At 75.6% G+C, this 23,463-nt stretch carries 1 protein-coding gene (only partly in view); it reads left to right on the top strand.

The features are described 5' to 3' along the window. Positions 1 to 23,463: the 3' portion of a lonely Cys domain-containing protein gene (locus PSQ21_RS02625; RefSeq protein ID WP_443334415.1), read on the top strand. Its footprint begins 5,970 nt before the window's first position; the window shows 23,463 of its 29,433 coding nt (coding positions 5,971-29,433); the start codon falls outside the window, past its left edge; its stop codon occupies positions 23,461 to 23,463.

The following is a 23,463-nucleotide window of genomic DNA, read 5'->3' as shown; positions in this document are numbered from 1 at the left end:
GAACGGCACCGGCCCGCACGGCTGTTGACGGGCGAGGACGCCCGGCCGCCGGGTCCCGCCCCGCGTACGGTGACCTTCGAGGACGGCGCCCGGCTGCCCACCGTCCTGATCAGCCCGGACGCCGGTCCGGGCGACGGAGGGCCGGGCCCCCGCACGGCCGCCGCCCCCCGGACCGGGCTCCTGAGCGGCGTCGGTGTCCTCACCCTCCGCTCGGCCGAGCAGGTGGCCCAGGAGATCCTCGGCAAGCTGCCCGGTAAAGTGCGCGCCCAGTTCGACGAGGCGGAGCTGCTGCGTCTGCTGACCGATCAGCCCGCCGCCTTCACCGCCCCGCGCGGCGCCCGCTTCGTGGGCCGGGAGAAGTCCGGTGTCGGCCACGAGATGACCGTCGAGGCCGCCCCGTACCACCGCTGGGAACGCTTCTCCGACGTCAACGGCTCCACGGTCCGGGTGGACACCATGCGGCGTGGCCAGGCCGGTACGGGGGGCGGGCGCAGTGTCGGCGTCGGGCGTCGGGTGGCCGCCGCGGTGGGCATGGGGCCGCCGCTCAACTGGATGCTCAAGATCGGCGTTTCGCTGGGCTGGAGCCGCCGGACCGACTACACCCTGGGCACACAGGCGTACAACCAGTCCGAGTACCGGGCGGTGGACGGCTCGCATCTGCACCTGGACGACGTCCACTACCGGGTGCGGGTGGAGCGCGTCACCGAGGCGCCGAGGACCACCGGGCCGGATGCCACCCCGCCCGCGCCTGCCCCTCGCTGGCAGCGCACCCCCGTGCACACCGCGACGTTCGCCGTCCGGGACGGGCTGAGCTGGCGGCTGCCGGACGACCTCACCGTGCCGTTCAAGGGGCCGAAGCGGGCACCGGAGACGCTCACTTTCCCGGACGGCGTCGAGCCACGGGTCAGCGACACCGCCGGACTGCACCTGACGGACCCGCCCGAGGAGGTGGCGCTCGCCATCTCCGGGGCGCGACCCGGAAGTTCGGCGCACCGCACGCTGGTCTCCTACGTCAGGCCGGGGCGACTGCACGGACTCTTCGGGCGGCTCGCCGGACCGGTCAGCGGGCCCGGGCTGACCCGTGGCAGCGGTCAGCGCCCCCTCGGGCACCTGGTCGTCGAGCGATCGATCCCGCACCGGGCCACCCTGGTCACGGAGTCGGTCAAGGCCGAGGTGCGCGACATCGCCCAGACCACCTACCAGAACCAGCGCGCCCACGTCCGTGACACCCGTCTCGGAGCCCAGGTCACCTCCGGTCCCAACTTCACCCTCATCGGCCCGGAGACCGACGTCCGGCTCCAGGGCGGCCCGCTGGTCCGGGCGGATCTCGGCACCGGCCGGGGCCACTACCTCGGTAACGACGCGGCCCGCAAGGTCACCGGGCGCGTCCGCAACCACCCGCTCGCGCTCTACCGGGTGGAGCGCACCCTGATGGTGCGGAAGGCCGGTGAACCGGCGTCCGCGGCCCGCCCGGTCCGGGTGGTCAGCCTGGACTGGATATCCACCCAGGACGCGCGCCGGCTCGCGGGCTGGGACAGCCGAACGCCCGGCGCGACGGGCCCGAACCCGGACGCCGAGCCGCCCCTGCCGTGGTACCTCACCCGTGAGGATCCGGTGCACCTGGGCGGCCAGGTCCGTGCCGAGGGCTTCCGGCCGGACCAACGGCCTCCCGCCCCGCCCGACCGGAACGTGCGGCCCCCCGCCCAGCAGAGCCAGCAGGACCAGCAGGACCAGCAGGGTCAGCAGCACCGGAACGGGCAGCCGCTCCCGGCTCCTGCTCCTGCCCCCGCCCCTGCCCCGGCTCCCCAGGATCCCCTGCGGGCCTTCGCCGACACGGTGGTGGACACGCTCTACCGCTCCTACCCGTCCCTCTTCGTCCCGCCGCTGATGCTGCGGCACCCCCGGCTGGCCCGGCTCTGGTACGGCGACGGGCGCGTCCGGACCGCGCAGTTCAACGACCGCCAGGTGCGCGAGGCACTCAACAGGCCCAGCCTGGCGCAGAGTCTGGACGACCTGACGACCACCGGGGTGCCCGTCCTCCTCACCGAGGACGGCAAGGTGCGACGCGGCCACCACACCCTGATCCTGCGGGCGCGCCTCACCGACCGGCGGTTCGAGACCACCATGAGCGAGCGGTCCCTGCGCAACGCGGTGATCGGTACCGAGGTCTCCGGCCAGGGGCAGCAGGCGTCCACCACGCTCTCCGCCGGGGTCGAGATGGGCATCTCGCCGCGCGACCACGACAAGGCGCCCGACGCCGGGCTGCCGCGCCGGATGGGCAACGTCTCCCTCGGCGGCCGCTACGCGAAGAGCGACGCGAAGGCCACCCGGAACACCGTCGCGGTCGCCCACGACCAGCTGACCTTCCAGAACGGTGCCGACCTCTACAGCTACCAGGTGGAGCTGGCCGCCACTTTCGAGGGCCACCGCCGCCCGCGCGGCTGGGCCCGGCTCGCCTCGGCCGGTCTGCTGGGCGCGGGCGTCTTCGTCAGCAAGGTCGAGGAGCGCCCGCTGTTCAGCCGGGGGATGGAGACCGTGGGCCGGGTGGAGCTGGCCGTGCCCGCGGCGCACGGCTCCGCCCGCTACGCCCCCACCGACCCTCCGGCCACCGGCCCCACGACAGGAGCGGCGACGGCGACGTCAGCGGCCCCCGCACCCACCCCCGCACCGCGCCCCCTCTCCGCCACCGAGGCGGACCAACTCCTCGACGGAACCCGACCCGTGGCCCGGGGCGAAACGTCCGACCGGAGCCTCGTCCGCAGGCTCCTCAGCGCCCCGCACGTGGTCCTCAGCGCCGAGGGAGGCCGGCAGCGTCAGCAGCTCGTGCAGGACACCGCCGACCGCGCCTCCGGCACCTCCTGGCACGTCAGCGCCCCCGGCGCCCCGATCCGCACCGCCCTGCGCCGGGCGATGGCGAACCTCAGCATCGCCGGGCAACTCGGCCAGTACCTGGGCCCGTTCGGGTCCCGCGTCACCGGGCTCAACGGTGCGGGCCCTTTTTCGACCCACTACCTGAAGGCGGCGATCCGCGGCGAACTCGGCAACGTACGGGTCGTGAGCGACCCGAAGCCCGGCAGCCTCGAAGCCACGCTCGGCAACGAGCACCGCGTCACCGGCAGCTCCAGCGCCGTGTCACGCACGACACTCGGCCTTCAGGGCGCCGCCATGCCGTTGCAGCAGGCGCCCGGCGAACAGGCGGTACTCGGCTCGTACGCGACGGCTCTCCAGTACGCCTGGGGCAAGGGCCGCAGCGCCTCGGAGACCCTCACCCGGGGCCGTAACACCACCCTCACCTACGCCGGGCGGATGTACCTGGTGGTGGCCGACGCCGCCGAGACCGTCGCGGTGCGGGACCGCTGGACGGCCGCCATGGGGGCGGTCGGCACCCGCGCCGGGGCCGGGATCAGCGCAGCCGCCGGGCGGATCTCCGAACGGCTCGGGCGCGGGCTGGCGCCGCGCCGGGCCGCCGCCGCGCTCCAGCACATCCGCGACGCGGTGATGTTCCACCTGCCGTTGCAGGACGCCATCGAGACCGGCCTCGCCCCGGACGGCCTCGGCACCGCCACGCCGGGCAACCTCGGCGGCGGCTACCGGCTTCCGCCCTTCCTGCGCCGCCGTCGCTTCCCCTCCCATCCCAGCGGCCGGCTCGACGCGAGCGGAGTGGCACAGGAGTTGATGGGGCGTCTGGAGCGGATCGGCGTGCCCTCGCACGACCGCGAGCAGGTCCTCCAGCGCCTCTCGCCGGACTTCCTCCGCTCCCACCTGCACGAGCTGACGACCGACGGGATGACCCTGCCGGTCCGCCACCGCGCGTGGACCCGCCCGCACCACCTGCCGGTCGGCGGCAGTCCGGGGCAGCTCAGGTTCACGCTGACGCCGGTCACGACCACCGTGGAGCGGCTGCGCACCGGCTACGAGCTGGAGGACTACCGCACCACGTCCCGGGACGACGCCAAGGGAACGTCCCAGGACCGCGGGGCCGATGTGACGCTCAGCGCGAGCCAGCGCGCGGCGGGCAGCGGTGTGCTGGTCGCCAACCCGGCGCTGCAGGGCACCGCGGCCAAGCAGCGGTCGAGCACCCGGACCGAGACCACCGGCAGCACCGCGATGCCGAACATCGCCACCACCCAGACGCACGCCGAGATCATCACCTCGTACACCCTGACCGTCACCATGACGGACGCTTCCGGCGAGCCGCTGAGTCCCACCGCCACCGCCTCGGTCGGCAGCCTCAACGAGATCCTCCCGACGAGCCTGCTCACCCCGGACGGCGACGGCGCCGACGGCGCGCTCTCCGAGCAGGACATCGCGGAACCCGAGGGCGCGGTGCGCCTGTTGACGGCGCATCAGGCGCGGCCGGAGGCCGTCGCGAACTGGCGTCGCAACACGGACGGGGACACCGGCGCCCCCAACCCGGACATCCTGCGCTTCGACGACCGCACAGGATCCGGCATCCTCGCCGTGGACGTGCTCGGCGCTTCCCGGGTACGCGATGCCCTGACCCTCGCCACCGCGCGCGCCGACGGCTTCCCCGGCGACAGCGACCTCGGCCGGCAGTACACCGGCACGGAGCTCGCCGAGCGCGTACGGATGGCCCGCCACACCCCGCTCACCGGCCTCGGCACCGCCCCCGCCCAGGCCCAGCAGGAGGCCACCACCCAGGTCGGCCTGACCGCCGGGTTCCGCGAGGCGCTCGGCCCGAACGGTTCGCCGCTGCCCACCCAGGCCTCCGCCCACCTCTTCGGCCAGTCCCACACCGCCGACTCCCGCCTCTACGCGAGGATGCACCGCAGGGGCGCCCGTCTGCTCGCGGTGGAGAACAAGCCGCGGATGGAGGCCATGCGGCGACGCAAGACCTCCGACGCGCTGGAGGCGGGCATCGTCGACAACGTCGAGGGCGCGGTGAGCTCGTCGCCGATGGCGGGCAACAGCAACGCGGGAGTGACCAACCCCGGCGCTACGGTCCCGATCGGCGGGGCGAACGACAGCACCACGTCGAAGGGCGCCATGGACACCACACTCGGCACCCACCTCAAGGTCGTCACCGACCGCAGCATGCTCTTCGCGGTACCGGTGAGCTGGCTGTCGGTGTCCGAGGTCGACCACCGGTTCACCGACAGCCGCCCGATGCGGGCGCTCGGCCACGCGAGGCGTGGACCGCGCGCCGCCGAGGCCGAGACCACCGTCCTGGTCTGGCTGCGCGAGGACCTCGCCCGCGATCACGGACTCCTGGACGACACCACGTTCCCCGATGAGGCCGGCGCGGCCTGGGACGACCAGGCCAGAGCCGCGGCCGACCTCGCCGCCGCCGAGAAGAACTACTACGACGCCCGCGCGAGGGCCCGGGAGGCCTGGCTCGGCCTGAGCGCGGACGAGCAGACCGCGCTCGGCGACGGCGACCCCGACCGGCCGACCGTCCTGCCCCGGTCCGTGGACCGCTCCCCGGCCGCCACGGCCTGGCAGGCCGCCCGCGAAGAGGTACGCCGGTGGGCGCGGCACACCGACGCCGCCGCCGCCGACCACCACCGACTGCACCTCGCCGCGACCCGACTCACCGCCCACCACCAGGGTTCGGCCTCGGCCGCCGTAAAGGACCCCCCGCAGGAGTACACCGTCCCCGGCTGGCGCTCCGAGGCACCGGAGCCGTACACGATCACCGATGCCACCGACTCGGCTCCTCGCACCCTCACCTCGCCGGACGGCACCACGGTGCGCGAGGTGCACACCGTGCCGCACGACGGCGCCTCGTTCTTCCACGCGTTGCTCGCCGTGGCCCAGGACCGCGGACGCCTTTCCCACCTCCTCGGCCCCGGTCTCGCCGACCGGTTCGCGGCCGGCGCCGGGGATCCGTCGGTCACGGCCGAGGCCGTCGCCGCAGCGCGCGACCGCCTTGCCTGGGCGTTGGCCGACCACGGCAACGAGGATCTGATCGACGCTCTGGCGCTGGATGTCGCGGACACCTTCACACAGGACGAACTCGATGTCGCGGGGGTGGAGTTGTCCGCCGTACAGCAGGCGGAGTTCGACGCGCTCGGTCGTCTCCCGCAGACGTTCTGGCCGACGCCAGAACAGCGGGTCGCGCTGGCCGTCGCGGCCCTGTCCCGCCCGTTCGCGGCCGAGCCGCCGGCAGCGGACACGACGGACCGGGACGCGGGGGAGCCGGCTCCACCCGAGCGCCGCGCGGGCGACCACGGCGGCGCCGACCTGCTGCCCGCTCTCGCCGCCCGGGTCCTGGGCATCCCACTGACGGTGGTGACGGGGGAGGGGCGGCAGCAGCTCTTCGTCCCGCACGGAGCGGATCCGGCCGCGGTCGACGCGGCCACCGATCCGGTGCTCCTCGCCGAGGGGGGCTTCTTCCACGCCACGCTCCCGGCCGGTACCGCGCCCCCGGTCGCGACACCGTTGCCGACGGCCACGACGGCCACGTCCACGACTGGCACGTCCATGACCACGTCCACGACGGCCACGTCCACGGGGCCAGCGAAGCCACCCACCCACCGCAGCCACGCCACCGCCCCCTGGCTGCCGCCGGCCGACCTCACCGGCCCCCGCTACCGCCTGGACCGGGACGGCGTACTCACCGCCCCCGACGGCGCGACCTACACCCAAGGCACCCCCGCGGGCCGGGGCAACGGCTTCTTCGCCGCGCTCTCCACGGCCATGCGCCAGGCCGCCGCGCAGCCCGGCCTGGACCGTCAGGAGGCCGCGCGGCTCCGCCACCGTGCGGGGGCGTCGCCCGCCCAGCTGCTGCGACTGAACGGCCTGCCCGGCGACCCGGCCGCACGCGACGCGCTCTTCACGCCCCCGGCCCCCCGCCCCCTCGCGGGCGCACCCGCGCCGGGCAAGGACGCCCACGAAGGCCACCTGCGCCGCCACTTGGCCAATGCCCCGTGGGGCCCGGAAGCCGACCGCGCGGTGGCCGAGTGGGCCGCAGCCGCGACCGGCACCACGGTCACGCTGATCGAGGAGAACGGCACCGCCCACACCTACCCCGGCCCGTCCGCCGACGCCTCCGTCCTCCGGCTCCGCCGCCGTGGCGGCGACTTCGTCCCGCTGCTCCCGCGCACCCCGGCGCCCGCGCCGACGCACGGGATCCCGGCGCGGCAGAAGCCCACCGGCCCCGACGCCCCGGCCAGGCCGGTCACCGACCCGACCGCCTCCACCGTCGACATGTCCGTGCCGGCCCCGCCCGCCCGGCACCCGGACCCGGCCGCCGTCCCGCTGCCCCCGACCCTCGCCGACAGCGACCGCCCCGGGCTGCCGGACGAGGAAGAGGCGTACGAACTGAGCACGTTCTCCGGCGCGCCGCCCGGGCCGGACGGGGGAAGGGACTCCGAGGACCCGGACGGCGGAACGGAGTCCGAGGACGGGGACACGGACTCCGAGACCGAGGACGGCCCTCCGGCCTGGGCCGACCCGCGGTGGCTCAGCACGGTGTTCGGCCCGCAGTGGAGCAGGGCCCCGCGCCCCCGGCTCCAGGAGACCTCCGAGGCGCTGTACGCGCTGGTCGAGCGGGCGGCGGGCAACCGCCCGCCGCAGGCCGGGCTGGCCGACCTCACCCGCGAGGTCCTGCACCTTCCCCGCCGGGCCCGGGCGAGCTCCCAGGACGTGCTGGATCTCGGGGCGTTGGTGCTGGAGGCGTCCTCGGACGACCTGGAAAGCGCCGAGGACCTCGCCGCGTACTTCATCGACCGCCAGATCGAGACCCGGCGGGACGCCCTGGCCGAGGAGACCCTGCTGCGCACCGCGGACCGGAGCCCGACCGGACGCGACTTCACCGGGACGGGCCGGCGTCCGCCAGAGCTGGACTCCTACCTCGCCGAGCACTCCGGCGGCTTCACCCGGCGGCCCGCGCCGTGGCGCGGCCCGTATGTGATCGTGGCCGAGGAGGCGGACGGGGAGGGCGTCGAGATCGTCACGCCGTGGCGGACCTTCGTGGTCCGCGACGCCGTGGAGATGGCCCGGATCATTTCCTACGACGCCCGGCGGCCGCGCGGCGCGGACATCGTCCTGGTGCTGCCCCCGGCGTTCGCCGCAGAGGTCGCCAACCTGGTCTCCGGCACGACGGCGCGCCCCGTCTGGTACCCGCTGGGTGTGGCCGAGGCGGCCACCCACCCCACTTCCGGGGACCGCCGCCTGGTGGTGCGCCGGAGCCAGGGGGGCGACGGGCCGGGCTGGGCCACGCCGCCGCCACCGCGGGACCGCGGCCTGACCGGCGCGCGCGACCTCAGCAGCGACAGCGACGACGGCAGTGACACCGAGAGCGACAGCGGCTCCACCAGCGACGGGGACGCCGAGTTCGACCGGCTCGCCGACCGGGCCCAGTGGGAGCGCCGGATCGACGCCCTGCGCCCCCGGCCCCTGGTCACCCGTGACTACCGGGTCGTCGACGAGAGCGGCACCGGGGTGCTGTTCACCGAGCCGCGGCCCCGGGCCGTCGGTGAGGTCCGGGCCGAGGACGGGTCCGACACGCCCGCCCTCTTCCTGCCGCACCAGGACCAGGGCGCCGTCCACGCCGCCGACCGGCCGCCGTTGCACATCTCCGCGGACCGGACGCTCGCCCTGCACTCGGCCGGCGACGACACCACCGGCCGGAGCCGGCAGGTGTACGCGACCCGGGCGGCGATCGAACGCTCCACCGCGCGACTGGCCGCCACCGGCGCCGGGGTGAGGCTGGTGACCGACACCTCGATGAGCGTGCTCCTGACCCGGGAGGACGGCTCGACGGGCGAGCCGCTGTTCCGGGTGGAGCCGCAGTTCCTGACCGCGTCCGGCGCCTCCGAGCACGCCTCCACCCGGGACTTCGCCCGGATGGTCGCCGGAGCGGAGGCCGCGCCGCTCTCCCACATCGCCTTCCGCGGTCCGGACGGCACCGTCGCCACCGCCCCGGTCAACGCACTGCACGGCCGGGAGGTCACCGGTACCCACCACCTGGCCCAGGCGTTGACGGAGGCCGCCCACGGCACCCGCCTCGCCACCGGCGTCACCCCCGGCTGGGCGGCCCGCCGAGCGGGCTCGGACCCGCGCTTCACCGGTGGCGTGGTGGGAGCGCCCACCCCGGGCGAGACGTACGGCCGGGCCCTGAGCCACACGCCGGACAACACGCTGCGCGGGCCGCTGAACACCGCCGCGGCGCACATCGGCGTCAACCAGTTCGCCTGGGCGGAGGTCGGCGAGGGCTATCTGATCCAGTCGGTCAGCACGACGAACGACGGCGGCGCCCAGCTGTTCACCCACAACCACGCAAAGCCCGGCGACCGGGTCGGTCCGCACGCCCCCTACCACTTCGCCCAGGTGGTGCTGGCCAGTGAGGACGGCACCCACCAGATCACCCTGGAGAACGAGACCCACTCCCGCACCGAGATCCCGGCGGACCGGCTCGACGGCATCGTCGACGACAACCTCGACCGCTACGACGCGGACGAACTCGGCAGGCTGGCCGAGGAGACCGACCGGTCCGCCGAGGCGGCGCGGCGCGGTGGCGCGGAGGCGGCGGACATCACCCGGCTGGAGGGCTTCGCGCGCGCCGCCCGGGCCCTGGCCGGCGTCCACGAGGCGGAGCAGGTCCGCTGGTACTTCACCGAGGGCGGCCCCGAGCACGCGCTGGCACAGCGCGAGGTGGACCAGGCCCGCGCCCGCGCCCGGGACGCCGTCCGGAGTGCGGCGCCGGTCACGGACGACAAGGACCTCTGGTTCTTCCGTGCCTACAGCAAGCGCCCGGGGGAGTCGGCGCACGCGGTCAACGCCGCACTGCTGTCGGAGGGTTCGCCCGCCGTCGCCAACCCGCTGACCACGGTGGCCCTGCACGGGCACACGCCCCGTCCGCACCAGCGGACCCTGCGGTTCGCGGAGCAGCAGCACACCGTGTCCAACGCCGACGAGAACCTGAACGCGCTGGCGCTGTCGCTGGCCCGCGCGGGACTGTGGAACAGGGCCCACGGACTGCCCCTGCCGGCCGTCACCGTCACCGGACACGGCAACCGTTCGCGGGCCAGCGGCCGTAAGCGGGCCGAGGCGGTCGCCCACGCGCTCGGCGAGCGGCTCGGCCGGCTGCTCAGGACCTTCCAGGCAGGCGCCCCCGGACCGCACGTCACGCTCTCCGACTTCCAGCTCACCCAGGACGCGAAGCGGGTCCGCGGCGCCACCGACCCGGACCGGGGACGGGTGGTGACGGTAACCATCGACGACCGCCGCAACACCCCGACGCCACGCCCGGACCACCCCGGGCCCCTCGGAGGGCCGCCCCCGTCCGAGACGCCCGTGCTGCCCCGCCCCACCTCCGTCCCCGCCCCGGCGGCCGGGCCCCGGCCCGAGCCCTCCCGGAGCGCCGAGTCCGTCACCTCTCCCGTCCGGGACGGGTCCCGGACACCTCGCCGGTCCGGGGCGACGAGCCCCGGCCGTGGTGCCGAGGTGCCCGCGTGGGTCCGGGCGCGCATCCGCTACGCCGAGGAGTCCGTCGCCTTCGAGCGGCGCCTGGCCGGGCACCTCGCCGAGAACGAGAGGGTGACCGAGGAGTTCCGGAAGATGGCGCGCGCCGCGTGGGAGCGGGCGCGCCAGCAGTTCCCCGGCGACCTGGCCACGTTCGGCAGTGAGAACCCGAGCCTGGCGGGTTCCGTCGGAACCGGCAGGCCCGCACTCCAGCGGGTGCTGCGGACCGGGAACCTGCGGGAACTCGTGACCTTCCTGTTCCAGGGCGTCTCCAGCGACCTGGTGCCGGCGATGCTCGGCGGACGCGAGGACCAGCACCCGGAGATCGAGGCGGAGCGGCCCAGCCGCCGGCAGGCGGAAGCCCGCGCAGAGCTGGAGCGGCTCGCCGAGGAGATCAGGCTGGACGACAGCCTTTCCCCGCAGGAGAAGCAGGCAGTCCTCGCCCGGGCCACGAGGGCCCAGGCGGTCCAGACCCACCCGGACGATGTGCGCCCCCCGTTGAGCCGGGCGGAGCGTCTGCTGGCGGTCGACGACCAGAACCTCACCTGGATACCGGCCACCTCGGTGTACGACCTCGCGATGGGCTCCGGCTTCCAGGGACTGTCCGAGGATTCGGGCGGACTGGTCGCGACCGGCACCGCGGGTTCGACGTACCGCTTGCTGGTGCACGCAGCCCGGATGCGGGACCAGTGGGGGATCGACCTGGACCTCGGCCTGATCCGGGCCGGCATGATCGCCACCTCGCTGTCGGCGGGCCACCACTCGTTCCACGAGGTGATGCGGGGCGCCCAGTTGGCGCTCAATGACCTTCCCGGTCATGATCCGGCGCTGGACTACCAGGACAACTGGGGCCGGTACTGGAACGTCCACCCGCTCACCGAGCGGGAACTGCGCGACCACGTCGCCCGGGACGGGCTCTTCCCCGACGAGCACGCCCAGGCCCTGCTCGACACCCCTGCCCCGGACCAACCCCCGCTCCCCCCGCTTCCGGCGATCAACTCCGCGGCGCCCCTTACGGGCCCGGCGGCCGGGGAAGCGGTCCCCGGACGGCCGGCGTCGCAGTCACAACCCGATGGGAACCCGCCCGACCTCGGCATGCCCGATCTGGACCTGCCCGACGCCTCCCCATCGGCCCTGGACCGCCTCGACCCGGACGCCTTCGGTCCCCTCGCGGACTTCGACCCCACCTTCGGCCTGTCCGGGGAGGATCTCCCCGGACTCGCCCCGGGGGACCTGGACATGCCGGACGCGGACACGGTCACCGGGGCCCCCGTCGCCCTGGACACGGGCGGCGGGCAGCCGGTCTACGCCGTGCCCGTCGCCCCGCCCGCCCGGTCCCTCGCCACGCTGCCGCCGCTCAGTCTCGTACCGTTCGCCCCGCAGGGCACGCACCCGGCCGACGACGCCGGACACGGTGTCGAACAGCTGGCGCACCGGGCGGCGGAGGCCGCTCTGCGCAACCGGCGCAACCGGGTGCCGCTGCCCAGGATCGACATCGCCGGATACGGAGCGGACGCGCGCGGGCCGGGCAGCGCACGCGACCGGGACCAGGCCGCCCAGGCACGGGGAGACCTGCGGGCCCAGGCCGCGCGCGACCTGTTCGTCCACCACCTCGACCACGCGCTGCGCACCCTGCAGGTCCGCCTCCCCGCCGGGTGGACGCCGCTGGGCGTGCGGGACTTCACGATCACCGCACGCGGCCGGAGCCGGGTCCCGAGCCAGGGCGTCACCGTGCCCCCGGCCGGGCGGATCGGCCCGGCCGACCTGGGCCGCCAGGCCACCATCGCCATGACGTCCCCGCGCCACGCCGCCGCCGTGGACGCCCTGGACGCGCTGCGCCGCACCGACCGGGCCCTGCGCTCCGGGCGCCTGGACGTCGACGCCGTCGCCCGCCGGATCCGGCATCTGGCTCCGTCCGTCCTCGTCGACCCGGACATGCGCCGCGACCTGTACGCGATGACCGGCCGGGCCCTCGCCGCCGGGCGGGCCACGAGCCTGGCCGCGCTCACCGCCTTCCACCTGGAGGAACAGGGTCTGCTCGCGGCCGACCGCGCCCGGTACGTCTCCGTGGGGGGCGCCCGGGTGCCGGGCCTGAACTGGACCGGTACCGGCACCGCCGACATCGACGTCCTGTTCGTGGACCGGCTCACGGACGGTCCGACGGGCGCCACCACCACCGGGAACCCGGACATCGCGCCGTGGCCGTGGGACGTGACCCCGTACGCGGTCCTGGCCGAAGGCGGCCATGACAGGGTGGTGGCGCCGCTGCCGGACGGGACCGCACAGGAGCTGGACGCCGACGAGTTCGCCGAACTGGTCGCGGCCGACCTGGCGCGCCACCCGCTGCCCGCGCGGGCCCCGATCGTGCTGGCCGTGCCGTCCGCCGGAGACCGCTACCTGGAGCTGCCGCGCAAGCTCGCCGACCGCACCGGCCGTGCGGTGTGGGTGCACAGCGGCCTCGCGCACCGCAATCCCGACCCGGCCTCTTCGAACACGATCGCCGTACTCCACCGGGACGGACTGCCGGACGGCTCCTGGCTCCCGGTCCTGCCCGGCCTGGCACCCGACCCGGACGACGACGCCCCGGCCTGGCACCACGACGTAGTGACCCAGCCCGTCATCAGCTCGCGGACAGGCCGGCAGATCGGACGCAGCTTCCACCGGCCCGCCGAACTCGTGGGGGAGCGGGAGAGCTACCGCGAACTCGACCGGATGTCCTTCTACGTGCACTGGGACGCCGCTACGAACACCTTCTCCGACAGGGCGCCGATGCCGGACCCCGGGGCACCGGAGGCGGCCTACCGCCTGGCCGGCCACGGGCTGCCGGGCGCGCTGTCACTGCCGTTGGCGAGCGGCGGCAGCCGTACGGTCGGCCGGGACGAGGCGACCGGGTGGCTGCGGCGGCGCAGGAGCCTGGTGAACCTGCCGAAGGATCACTGGCTGGACATGGTGATCTGTCACTCCGGGGCCCCGCAGGAGGGATCCGCGCGGGACGTCTCGCAGTTCGACGGCGTCTCCCCGGTGCCGTTCGCCGCCGATCCGCTCGGCGACGACGCCCTCTCGCTCGGACAGCACCTGGCGAACCAGTTGCGGCGCACGACACGGCTCTCCTACTCCTCGCAGGGAGTGGTCCGGTTCGACGACGGTCCGGTCCGGGTGCTGGCCACCGACGTCCAGGGCCGCCCCTGGTGGTGGGAGACCAGCCGCCCGGAACCGGACGGGGCGGACCTCGACCGGCTGGCGGAACAGGCCGGATTCGGCGCCGAGCCGTCACCGCGCGTCCGCTCCGAGCTGCTGCGGGTGGTGCGTGCCCTGAAGCTGGTGGCCGGCCCGGACGTGGTGGTGGCCGACGACTTCCCGGCCCTGGTCGCCGGGGCCGCCGCGGTCGTCGGCATGTGGTTCGCCGATCCGGACCTCCAGCAGGCGGGGCCGTTCTGGCCGCAGCTGCTGAGCCGGGTGATCGCGGCCCACCCCCTGGCCGCCGGCGGAGTGGACGAGCACGTCACCCGCCAGGTCCTGACCGAGGCCGCCCGCGCGAGGCGGGCCTCCGGGCCCGCCCTGCCGGTGAGCCGGTTCGTCCCCCTGCCGCAGCTGCGCACGGCGGCGGCGTGGCTGCGGGACACGGCGGAGGTCGACCGGGCGGCCGTCGCCGCGCTGGGGCTGTCCGACCCGGCTGCCGCGCCGACGCACCGGACCCGGATGTTCTGGGCGCGGGTCCGGGCGGAGGAGGCACTGTCCGGTCCGGCCGCGGACGCGCTCACCGCCCGCGCCCTCCACCTCGACCCGGCCGTCGCGGTGGACGACGCGCTGCGCGAGGGTGCGCGCGCCCTGCTCACCCAGGGGTTCGCGGCAGGCCGGAACATGGCCGACCCGGATGTGGCCGGCGCGTACGCGGCCGAGGCGCACGGCGCCCTCGCGGCACCCGCGTTGTTCACGTCCCTGGGAGCGGCGATCGGGCTCGGCCGGCACTGGCACGACGGCTCGGCCCTCCTGCCCCGGCTGGACGGCTTCCGGGTGGCGGACACGACGGTGGCCGCGCCGTGGGCCGGGCAGGACGCGGAGGGGAAGGACCGGCCGGTTCCCTACGCCGTACGGGCGTCGGTGGACCTGGAGGACAGCGGCCATGTCCAGGTGACGGTGGGGGCGGCCACCTACCGGATGCCGGCCGCGGAGTTCGCCGAGCTGCTGGCCGCCGACACCACATTGCGCCACAGCGACCCGTCGACGCCGGTCCTGCTGGTGCTCGACGGGTTGAGCGGCCCGGACGAGGCGGTGGCCCGGAACGTCTCCCGCAGGCTGGGCCGGCCCGTGTGGTGGAGCAGGTCCCCGGTCGAGCTGACCGCCCCGGACGCGGCCGAGGGTGAACTGCCCGTCCTGGTGCCCAACCTGTTCGCTCTGACCGAACCAACCGCGAACGACTGGCAATTGACCCACCCCGCCGTCCCCGACCTGGGCGGGCCGACGATGCCGGGGGCGCCTACGGGGCCCGAGCCCGGCGCGCCGACACCGGCCACCAACGGCACCCCGGCCACCAACGGCGTCCCGGCCGCCCCGGGCCGCCCGGCCACCAATGTCCAGGCCACCAACGGCACCCCGGCCACTTCGGCCACCCCGTCCGCGCCGGCCACCCCGTCCACCCCGTCCACCCCGTCCACCCCGTCCGCGTCGGACACCAAGGCGGCCCCGCCCCGGTCCTCCGTCGGCACCCCCATGGACGGCCTGGAGCCCACCCCAGTGCAGGCGGCCGCCGCCCCCGCCGCCCCCGCCGCCGACCGGGCACTGCCGCCGCTGCCCTCCCGGACCCTGGTGGCGTACGAACGGGACGCGACGAGCCCGTCCGCGTCCGGTGCGCAGGCCGTCGGGCGGCTCGCCGCCCAGGTGGCCGCCGCCGGGCTGCGCAACCGTCGGGCGGGCGCGGCACTGCCGCGCGTCGAGGTCACCGGTTACGGTGCCGACGCCCGGTCCGGACGGGCCGCCACCGGGTCGCCCGCGATGCGACGTGCGACCACCGCACGCGCCGTGTTCTCCCGGCGGCTGGCGAGCGAACTGGAGCGGCTCCAGAAGGATCTGCCGGCCGACGCACCGCGGCTGACCACGCGGGACTACACCGTCGTCGTGCGGGCCATGAGCCGGGTGCCTGCCGACTGGGCGGGCACCGGCGCCCTCGCGGGCGTGAGCCGGGCCGAGTTGGGCCGCCAGGCGACGATCGGCCTGTCCCAGGCACCCGACGCGGTGGCGGTGCAGAAGCTCGACACCCTGCGCCGCCGCGACCGCGCGCTGCGCGAGGGCCCGTTCGACGTGGAAGCCATCGCCCGCCGCGTCCTGCACCCGGACCCCGGGGCCCCCGTCCCCCGGGGCACCAGCCAGGCGCTGTTCGCACTGGTGGGCCGGGCCACGGCGGCCGGACGGGCGACCGGCGTGGCGGCGCTGGCCGCGTTCCACCTGTCGGAGCTGGGGGCGACCGGACCGGGCCGCGCCTCCCACTTCACTGTGGGGGGCCACCGGGTGCCGGGTCTCAACTGGAGCGGGAACGACGTCGTCCGGCTCGACACCACCGAAAGCGCCCTGCTGGAGGAGGATCCCTCCGGCGGCTACGACGTTCTCGGCACCGCACCGGCCCCCTGGCCGTCCGGGGTGACCCCCTACGTGGTGGCGGCCGAAGGACGGCACGACCGGGTGGAGGCACGGCTTCCCGACGGCACGACGCGGGAGGTGGGCGTCGACGTGTTCGTGGAGCTGGTCGCGGCGGACGCGGCCCGCGAGGCGCTGCCGCCGGGCACACCGATCGTGCTCGCCGTCCCGTTCGCCGCGGACGGCTATGTCGACCTGCCCCGCAGGCTCGCCGACCGCGCCGGTCTGACGGTATGGGCGCACACCGGCCGGGTCACGATCGAGTCCGCCGCCGGCGCGGCGAGCACCATCGACGTCGTCCGCGGCCCCGGGGTCCCGCGGGGCGACTGGATCGCCAGCGCTCCCGGGTGGGGGCCCGACCCGGACGAGGACGTGCCGGACTGGCACCACGAGGTGGTGAGCCGTGCCATTGTCAGCGCGCTGAGCGGCCGGCAGATCGGCCGCGCCTCGCACCACCCGGCCGAGTTCGCGCGGGACTTCGAGGACCACGACCGCCACCTGGACCGGATGCCGACGTTCGTGCACGACCACCCGGCCACCGGCCGGATCTCCGGCGAGTGGGACCTGCCGCGCCCGGGCCCCGAGGACGAGGCGTACCGACTGGACATGCACGGCTCTCCCGGCTCCCTGGTGTTCGCCCTGCGCGACGGCACCACGCGCGACGTCGACGAGCGGGAGGCGGGCTTCTGGCTGCGCCGCCGCAAGAGCCTGACGACCCTGCCGAAGCACCACTGGGTCGACCTCGTCGTCTGCTGGAGCGGAGCGCCCGGCGACAGTGCGGTGCCCGCACCGAGCACCGCCACCGACGCCTTCCCCGGACCGTTCGTACCCGATCCGCTCCGCACCCTCTCCATGGGCCAGCACGTGGCCAACGCCACGGGACGCGCGGTGCGCCTGGCCTACGGACCGCAAAGTACCGAGGAGAGCAACGGCCGCTACCGACGGTCCCTGTTCGCGGACGCCCAGGGGCGCCGGCGGGCCTGGGCCCTGTCCCGGCCCGAGCCCGAGGGCGCCGAGCTGGACCGGCTGGCGGAGGCCGCCGGGGTGAGCCCCGGGGACGGCGAGGCCGCGGAAGAGGTGCGCACGAGGACGCTGCGCCTGGTACGGGCGCTGCGGCTGACCTTCGGTCACGACATCGACGACGCGCCCGACTTCGACGACCTGCTGCGCGGGGTGGCGGCGGTCGACCACATGTGGCGCGGCGACTCCGACTTCGAGGAGGCCGGCCCGTTCACCCTCGACCTGCTCCGGCGCGTGATCGCGGCCCACCCCGAGGCCGCGTCCGGGACGGACCAGCAGGCCGCCCGACGGGTGCTGGCCGCCGCCGCACAGCACGGGGCCCGGTACCCCGGCGACCGGCTCATCGGCTTCGTCCACCTGCCCGCGGTCGAGGCCGCCGCCGAGTGGCTCTGGGAAGGAGGCATCCAGGACGAGGCCGCCGCCGTCCTGCGCGTTCCCACCGAGGAGGTGGGCGAGGCCGAGATGTCGAGGATGTTCTGGGCGCGGGTCAAGGCACAGGAGACGTTGCCGGGGCCCGGCGTGGACACGGAGGCGTTCATCGCCCGGCTGCTTCACCTGCCGCCGGACCCGCGGGCCGCCCACGGACGCCGCGAGGAGGCCATGGACGTGCTCACCCGGGCCTTCGCGGTGGGCCGGGAGGCCTCCGACCCCGACGTCGCGGCGGCGTACGCCCTGGTGGAGGCGGGCGCGTACCCCCGTACGTCCATGAGCACGGTCCAGGGCACGTCGGACGGCACCGGCCGCGACTACACCGGCGGACCGGCTCCGGACGTCGACCTGGCCCGGTTCCGTACCCCGTCCGCGCTGGTGGACTCGCCCTGGGCGAGCGGTGGCCCCGGGCAGGACCGCCCCGCCCCCCATCTGGTGCTGGTCAGGCCCGACGAGGACGAACCGGACCGGGTGGAGGTGGAGTGGGAGGGCGAGACGTACGGGACGACTGTCGGGGAGTTCGCCGAACTCCTGGCCACCGACCCGGATCTGATGCGTACGGAACTGACTACGCCCGTCGTCCTCGCCTTCCCCGGCCCGGCCGCCGACGCCGTCGGCCTGGCGGACCGGATCGCGGGGCGGCTGGGCCGGAGTGTGTGGTGGACCGGCTTCCCGGTGGACCTCTCCGGCACCGGCGGCACGGGCGAGCAGGTGCTGACCCTGCACGAGTCGGCCGACGGGGCCGTCCCGGGGGCCGACCCCTGGCAGCGGGCGCGCCCGACGCAGCCCGCACCCGCGCAGGAAGCGCCGCGCCCCGTCCCGGCGCCGCTGCCCCGGTCCGCCGGGCGGGACGGCGGGACCGGACCGGCCGGCCCCGACTGGGCGTTCACTCCGGCAGGCGACGCGGCGACCGTGCCCCCGACGTCCGCCGCCCCGAGGTCCGCTGCCCCGCCGGGCTCGTCGGCCACGGCCATGCCGGACGGGGGCGACTCCGCGCGATCCACGGAGGCCGTCGGCCCCATCGGCGCCACGAACCCCGCGAGGGACCCGCTGCTCTCCGACGCCACGCGGCTGACCGACGCGTCGGGCGCCGCTCGCGGCCGCGACTGGACCGGCCTCGGCACCGGACCCGTCGACGCCTCCCGGATCCAGTTGCACGAGCAGCGCGACGGGGCGCTGCGCCAGGTGTCGGAGGAGCCCGCGCCGTGGGGCGACGCCGCCTACCTGGTGGCGGCGGAGGGCGGCCACGACTCCCTGTTCGCCGACGGGCGGGAGCTGGACGCGGAGGAGGTGGCGGAGCTGCTGGCCGCCGATCCGACGCTGGCCCTGCTGCTGTCGGACGTTCCGGTGGTGCTGGCGAGCCCGTACGCGGGAGCCCAGGACGGGCGGCTGGCCCGCGCCGTGGCGGTGCGACTGGGCCGCAGGGTCTGGGCACCCAGCGGCGACGGCCGCCTGCTGAGCGCGGCGGACGGAGCCCCCCACACCGGGGCCGCCCCGGCCGTGACCACGACCGCCGACACCATGACCACGGGGACCACTCCCGCCGGCGCCATACCTCCGGGGACCACCCCCACCACCGGGACCACGCCTCCGGGGACCACCTCCACCGGCACCACGCCTCCGGACACCACTCTCGCCGGCACCACGCCCGCCGGCGTGCACCCGCGCGTGCCTTCCCTCGTCGACTCCGACCCCGACGAGGCCTACGGCGACTGGGTGCCCTTCGACCCGCCCGACGGAGGCACGCCGCCCTCCGCGGACCGTGAGTGGGTCACGGTCGACGGCATCCGCTTCCGGGACAGCGATGTGGACACCCGCCCCCTGGTGGGCGCCGACCACCGCTTCGAGGGCCGCGAGTCGATGCCGGACGACGGCCGCCGACGGCTGCGGGAGCGCAGGCTGCGCCGGTGGCGGGAGATGCGCGAGCGCACCCACGTCCTCCGCCTGGGCGACACCTACCACCCGGTCGCCGCCGAGGAGACCACTCCCGACCCCGAGGCGTCCGTCTACACCTTCCACGCCCACGGCGTGCCCGGCGGCCTGAAGCTCGTCCACCGGGACGGCCGGGTGCTGCTGCTGGGCGCCGAGGACGGAGGCCGCTACGTCGGCCGGCTGCCCGAGGTGGTCGCCCGGGCCGACGGGGACGAGCTGCACGTCGCCAGTTGCTACGGCGGTGTGGCGGGCGACCCCCGGCGCGTCCAGGCCCTGACCCGGCCCGCACCGCCCGTCGAGGATCCGCTGGAGGAGGTGGCGCTCGCCCAGCACGCCGCCAACCACAGCGGCCGTACCACCACCGCCGCCACCGGGCGCACCGGCTACAACGACACCGTCCGGCTGCTGGCCGCGACGCCGGACGGCACCCTGGCGCGGATGGAGACCTTCAGGCCCGAACCGGTGGACGCGACGGCACAGGTGGCCGAGTCCGCCGGGTTGCGCCCGCCGGCCCACCCCTCGGGCGTGGCCGCCTGGGACGACGAGGGTCCGCGCGCGCTACGGCTGGTCCGAGCGCTGCGGCAGGTTCTCGGCGACGACGTCGAGGCAGATCGCGGGACCCCCGGCGGCCGGTACGAGCGGCTGCTGCGGGGCATCGGCGCACTGGAGACACTCCGGGCGAACGACCCGGAGCTGGCCGCGCGCACGCCGCTGCGCCGGGAGCTGTGGGAGCTGCTCGCGGTCTCCGCCGGCGGTTCCCTGCCGACACCGGCCGCGTACGAGGCCGTGCTCGACCGGGCCCTGTCCGCACCGCCGGACGCGCGCCTCACCCAGGTGTGGGACACGCCCGCACTGCGGACCGCGCTGGACCGGCTCGCCGTCGACGGTGACGCTGCCGTGCGGTCGGTGCTGCGACAGCCGACCGGTCCGCTGGGCCCCCGTGACCACGCCCGCGCGCTATGGGCGATGACCGGCGCCGCCCGGGTGCTGGAGACCCGGCCCGCCGCGGAGCGCGAGGCGCTGGGGCGTACGGCGCTGCACCTGCCCGCCACCGCGCCGTGGGACGCGGCGGCCGAGACCCGGCTGCGGAAGCTGGCCGAACAGGCACTCGCCGCCGGACGCGGCCCCGCTCACCCCGGGGAACTGGCGGTCTTCCACCTGGAGACGCTGGGCGCCTTCACCGACGAGGGCCGTATCCGCAGGCCCGACGGCGCTCTCCAGGGCCGTAACTGGGGTCCCGTGCCGACCCCTCGGGGGATCGACCCGGTGCGGCTCTCGGAGACCGGGGCCGGGCACGCGGAGGACTCGACCCTCACGAGGTTCGCCCCGTGGACCGAGGAGGGCGCCCCCGCCCCGTGGTTCGTGTACGCGGAGACGGACGGTGCCGGCTCAGTGGTCCTGCGCCTCCCCGGCGGCACCGTTCACATCCCGCCGAGGGAGTTCGCCGCCCTTCTGGAGTTCGACCCGGAACTGCCGCTGACCGCTCAGCACCGTCCGCTGGTGCTCCTGGTGTCCGGCCCGGGCACGGCTCAGGAGAACTTCCTGCGGAAGCTCTCGCTGCGGAACGACCGGACCGTCTGGAGCTACGACGGACCGCTCCTGGTCTCGGCGGGCGACGGAACACAGCCCGGCCGGGTGACCGCCCTCCCGCGCCCGGCGGCCGGCACGGAACCGTCCGCGCCCGGCCCCGCCACCTGGCACCGGGCCCGGCCGCACCTGCTGTCCGCCCCCGTCCCGCCCGCCCCCGTCCCGTCCGTCACCGCCCCCGCGGCGGCGGGCCCCGCCGAGTGGAGCGCGCGCCCAGCCCCGGACGACCGCACCGCGACCCCTCCGGGAGCACCCCTGCCCTACTCGGCGGACGGGCGTTTCGACGAGCGGTTCGCCGAGACGCTCGACGCCTTCCCGGTCGCCGCCTCCACCGGGCGGCACACCGTATGGGGCTACGGCCAGGACGACCCGGACCTCCACGTGTTCGTGGCCGAGATCCCGTCGCTCGGCCTGCGCGGGGAGTACAACCCCGAGGGCCCGTCGGCCGGTGGCGTCACCGACCTGGCCGGGCGGATCCACACCGAGGGCCCGGCCTGGGACTGGTACCTGCCGGGCCGCGGCCTCGTCGCCTCCTCCCGCCTGCTGACGGTGGAGGGCCCGGCGGACCGGCAGGACCGCGCGCCCGTACCGGTCGGCTGGCCCGCCACCGGCCCGGTCGGCCCGACCCCGCCCGTGGACCCGGCCACGGTCGCGGCGGACCCCGCCGCCCTGGCGGGCAGCTCCCTGCCCGAGGCTCTGTGGCGCGACCACGACGGCCCGTTGTACCGCTTCAGCCCGGACGGGCCCGAGCAGGTCTTCGGTGAGGGACTCAAGCCGTACGGCCCCGAGATGGTGAGCGTCATCGACCATGTCTACGGCGGCAGCACCCTGGTTCCGGACACGGTCTTCGCGAGCACGACCGCCAACCGGAACTACGTGCGCGACAGCGCCCGCGCCAACCCGATGGGCGCACCCGCCCTCTTCCACCGGTACCGCTGGCGCTACGACATCGACGCCCCCGGCGGGATCGACGTGAATGCCACCCTGGGCCTGGCCTCGCCCTTCCCCGACCAGGAGGAGGTGCTCTTCCCGGGCGGCGTCGGACGTCGGTACATCCGTGGCGCGCAGCCGATGGCGTACGGGGTTCCGGTCGGCCCGTACGTCGTCAACCCGCACTATGCCGCCGACCCGCGGTCCGCGCCGTCCACGGAGGACGCGGACTTCGCGGGACCGGGCGGGCCGGCCGGCGCTCCGGCCCTCGAATCCTTCCCGGCCCTGTCGCTGGACACCGACGAGGCGGGCTCGGACGGTGACCACGACCCGAGCCCCCTGCTGTCGCGGGACGACGACTCGGACGACGACGGGAATGACAGCGGCAGCGCCGCCGCCCCGGACGAGGCCCCGGGACCACCGCTGTCCACGCTCACCGCCACGTCCTCCGACCCCGGCCTCGCCCCCGCCTGGGCTCTGGCACGCGTCCGCTACGCGCAAGAAGCTCTCCACTTCGAGCAACGGCTGGCCGGTCACCTGGGCGAACACGCCCTCGTCAACGCGGAGTTCGGCAAGGTCGCGCGGGCGTTCTGGCACATCGCCCTCCACAACCGCACGGACTACCGGCTGTTCGGCAGCGACAGCGGCGAGGACGGGGGTGCCGTCGGAACCTCCTACGAGGACCTCGCGCGGGTGGTGGAGTCGGGCAACCTGCGCGAGCGTGTGACGTTCCTGTTCAACGGTGTCGCCAGCAACCTCGTCCCGTACCTCATGGGAGGCGTGGAGCCCCAGCACCCGGTGATCGGCGTGGAGCGCCGCGACCGCCACCGCAGCGAGCAACTGAGGCGTTACGAGCACGAGATGGCCGAACTCCACGCGGCGGAGCTGGACCCGGAGGACGAAGCCATGGAGAGCGAGGAACTGGAGGCGATGCTGCGTACCTCCTTGCGGCCCCACGAGGTCCGGCCCGTGCTGAGCCCGGCCGAGCGACGCCTCGCGGTCCGTGAGGGAACTCTGCTGTGGTCGCCCGCCGGCCGACTGCACACCCTGCCGATGTCCGCCGACTTCCAGGCCCGTTCGGAGGACTCCGGTGGCCTGGTGCTGACCGGGACCTCGGGCAGTGCCTACCGCATCGTCACCCACGTGGCCAGGCTGGAGCGGCTTGCCGGGGTGCCCGTGGACCTCGGCCTGATCCGGGCCGGACTGGTGAGCGTGCTGGTGGGGGTGGGCCATCACAGCTTCCACGAGGTGATGACCGGGGCGCAGCACGCCCTGGACACGATCGACCCTACGGCCGCCTCGGTCTACGTGAACAACTGGGGCCGCTACTGGGATGTCCACCCGCTGACGGAGGAGGAGCTGCGCGCCTTCGTCGCCCGCGAGGGTCTGTTCCCCGACGAGCACGCCCGGGCACTGCTGGCGGCCCTCGACGCGGGGGACACCGGCGCACCAGCCGATCGACCCGTCGACCGCGCGGCCGAATGGCCGGACAGGGGTGGGTCATGA

The sequence above is a fragment of the Streptomyces sp. MMBL 11-1 genome (assembly GCF_028622875.1).
GTDB lineage: Bacteria > Actinomycetota > Actinomycetes > Streptomycetales > Streptomycetaceae > Streptomyces.
This window is presented reverse-complemented; position numbering and strand designations above follow the sequence as displayed.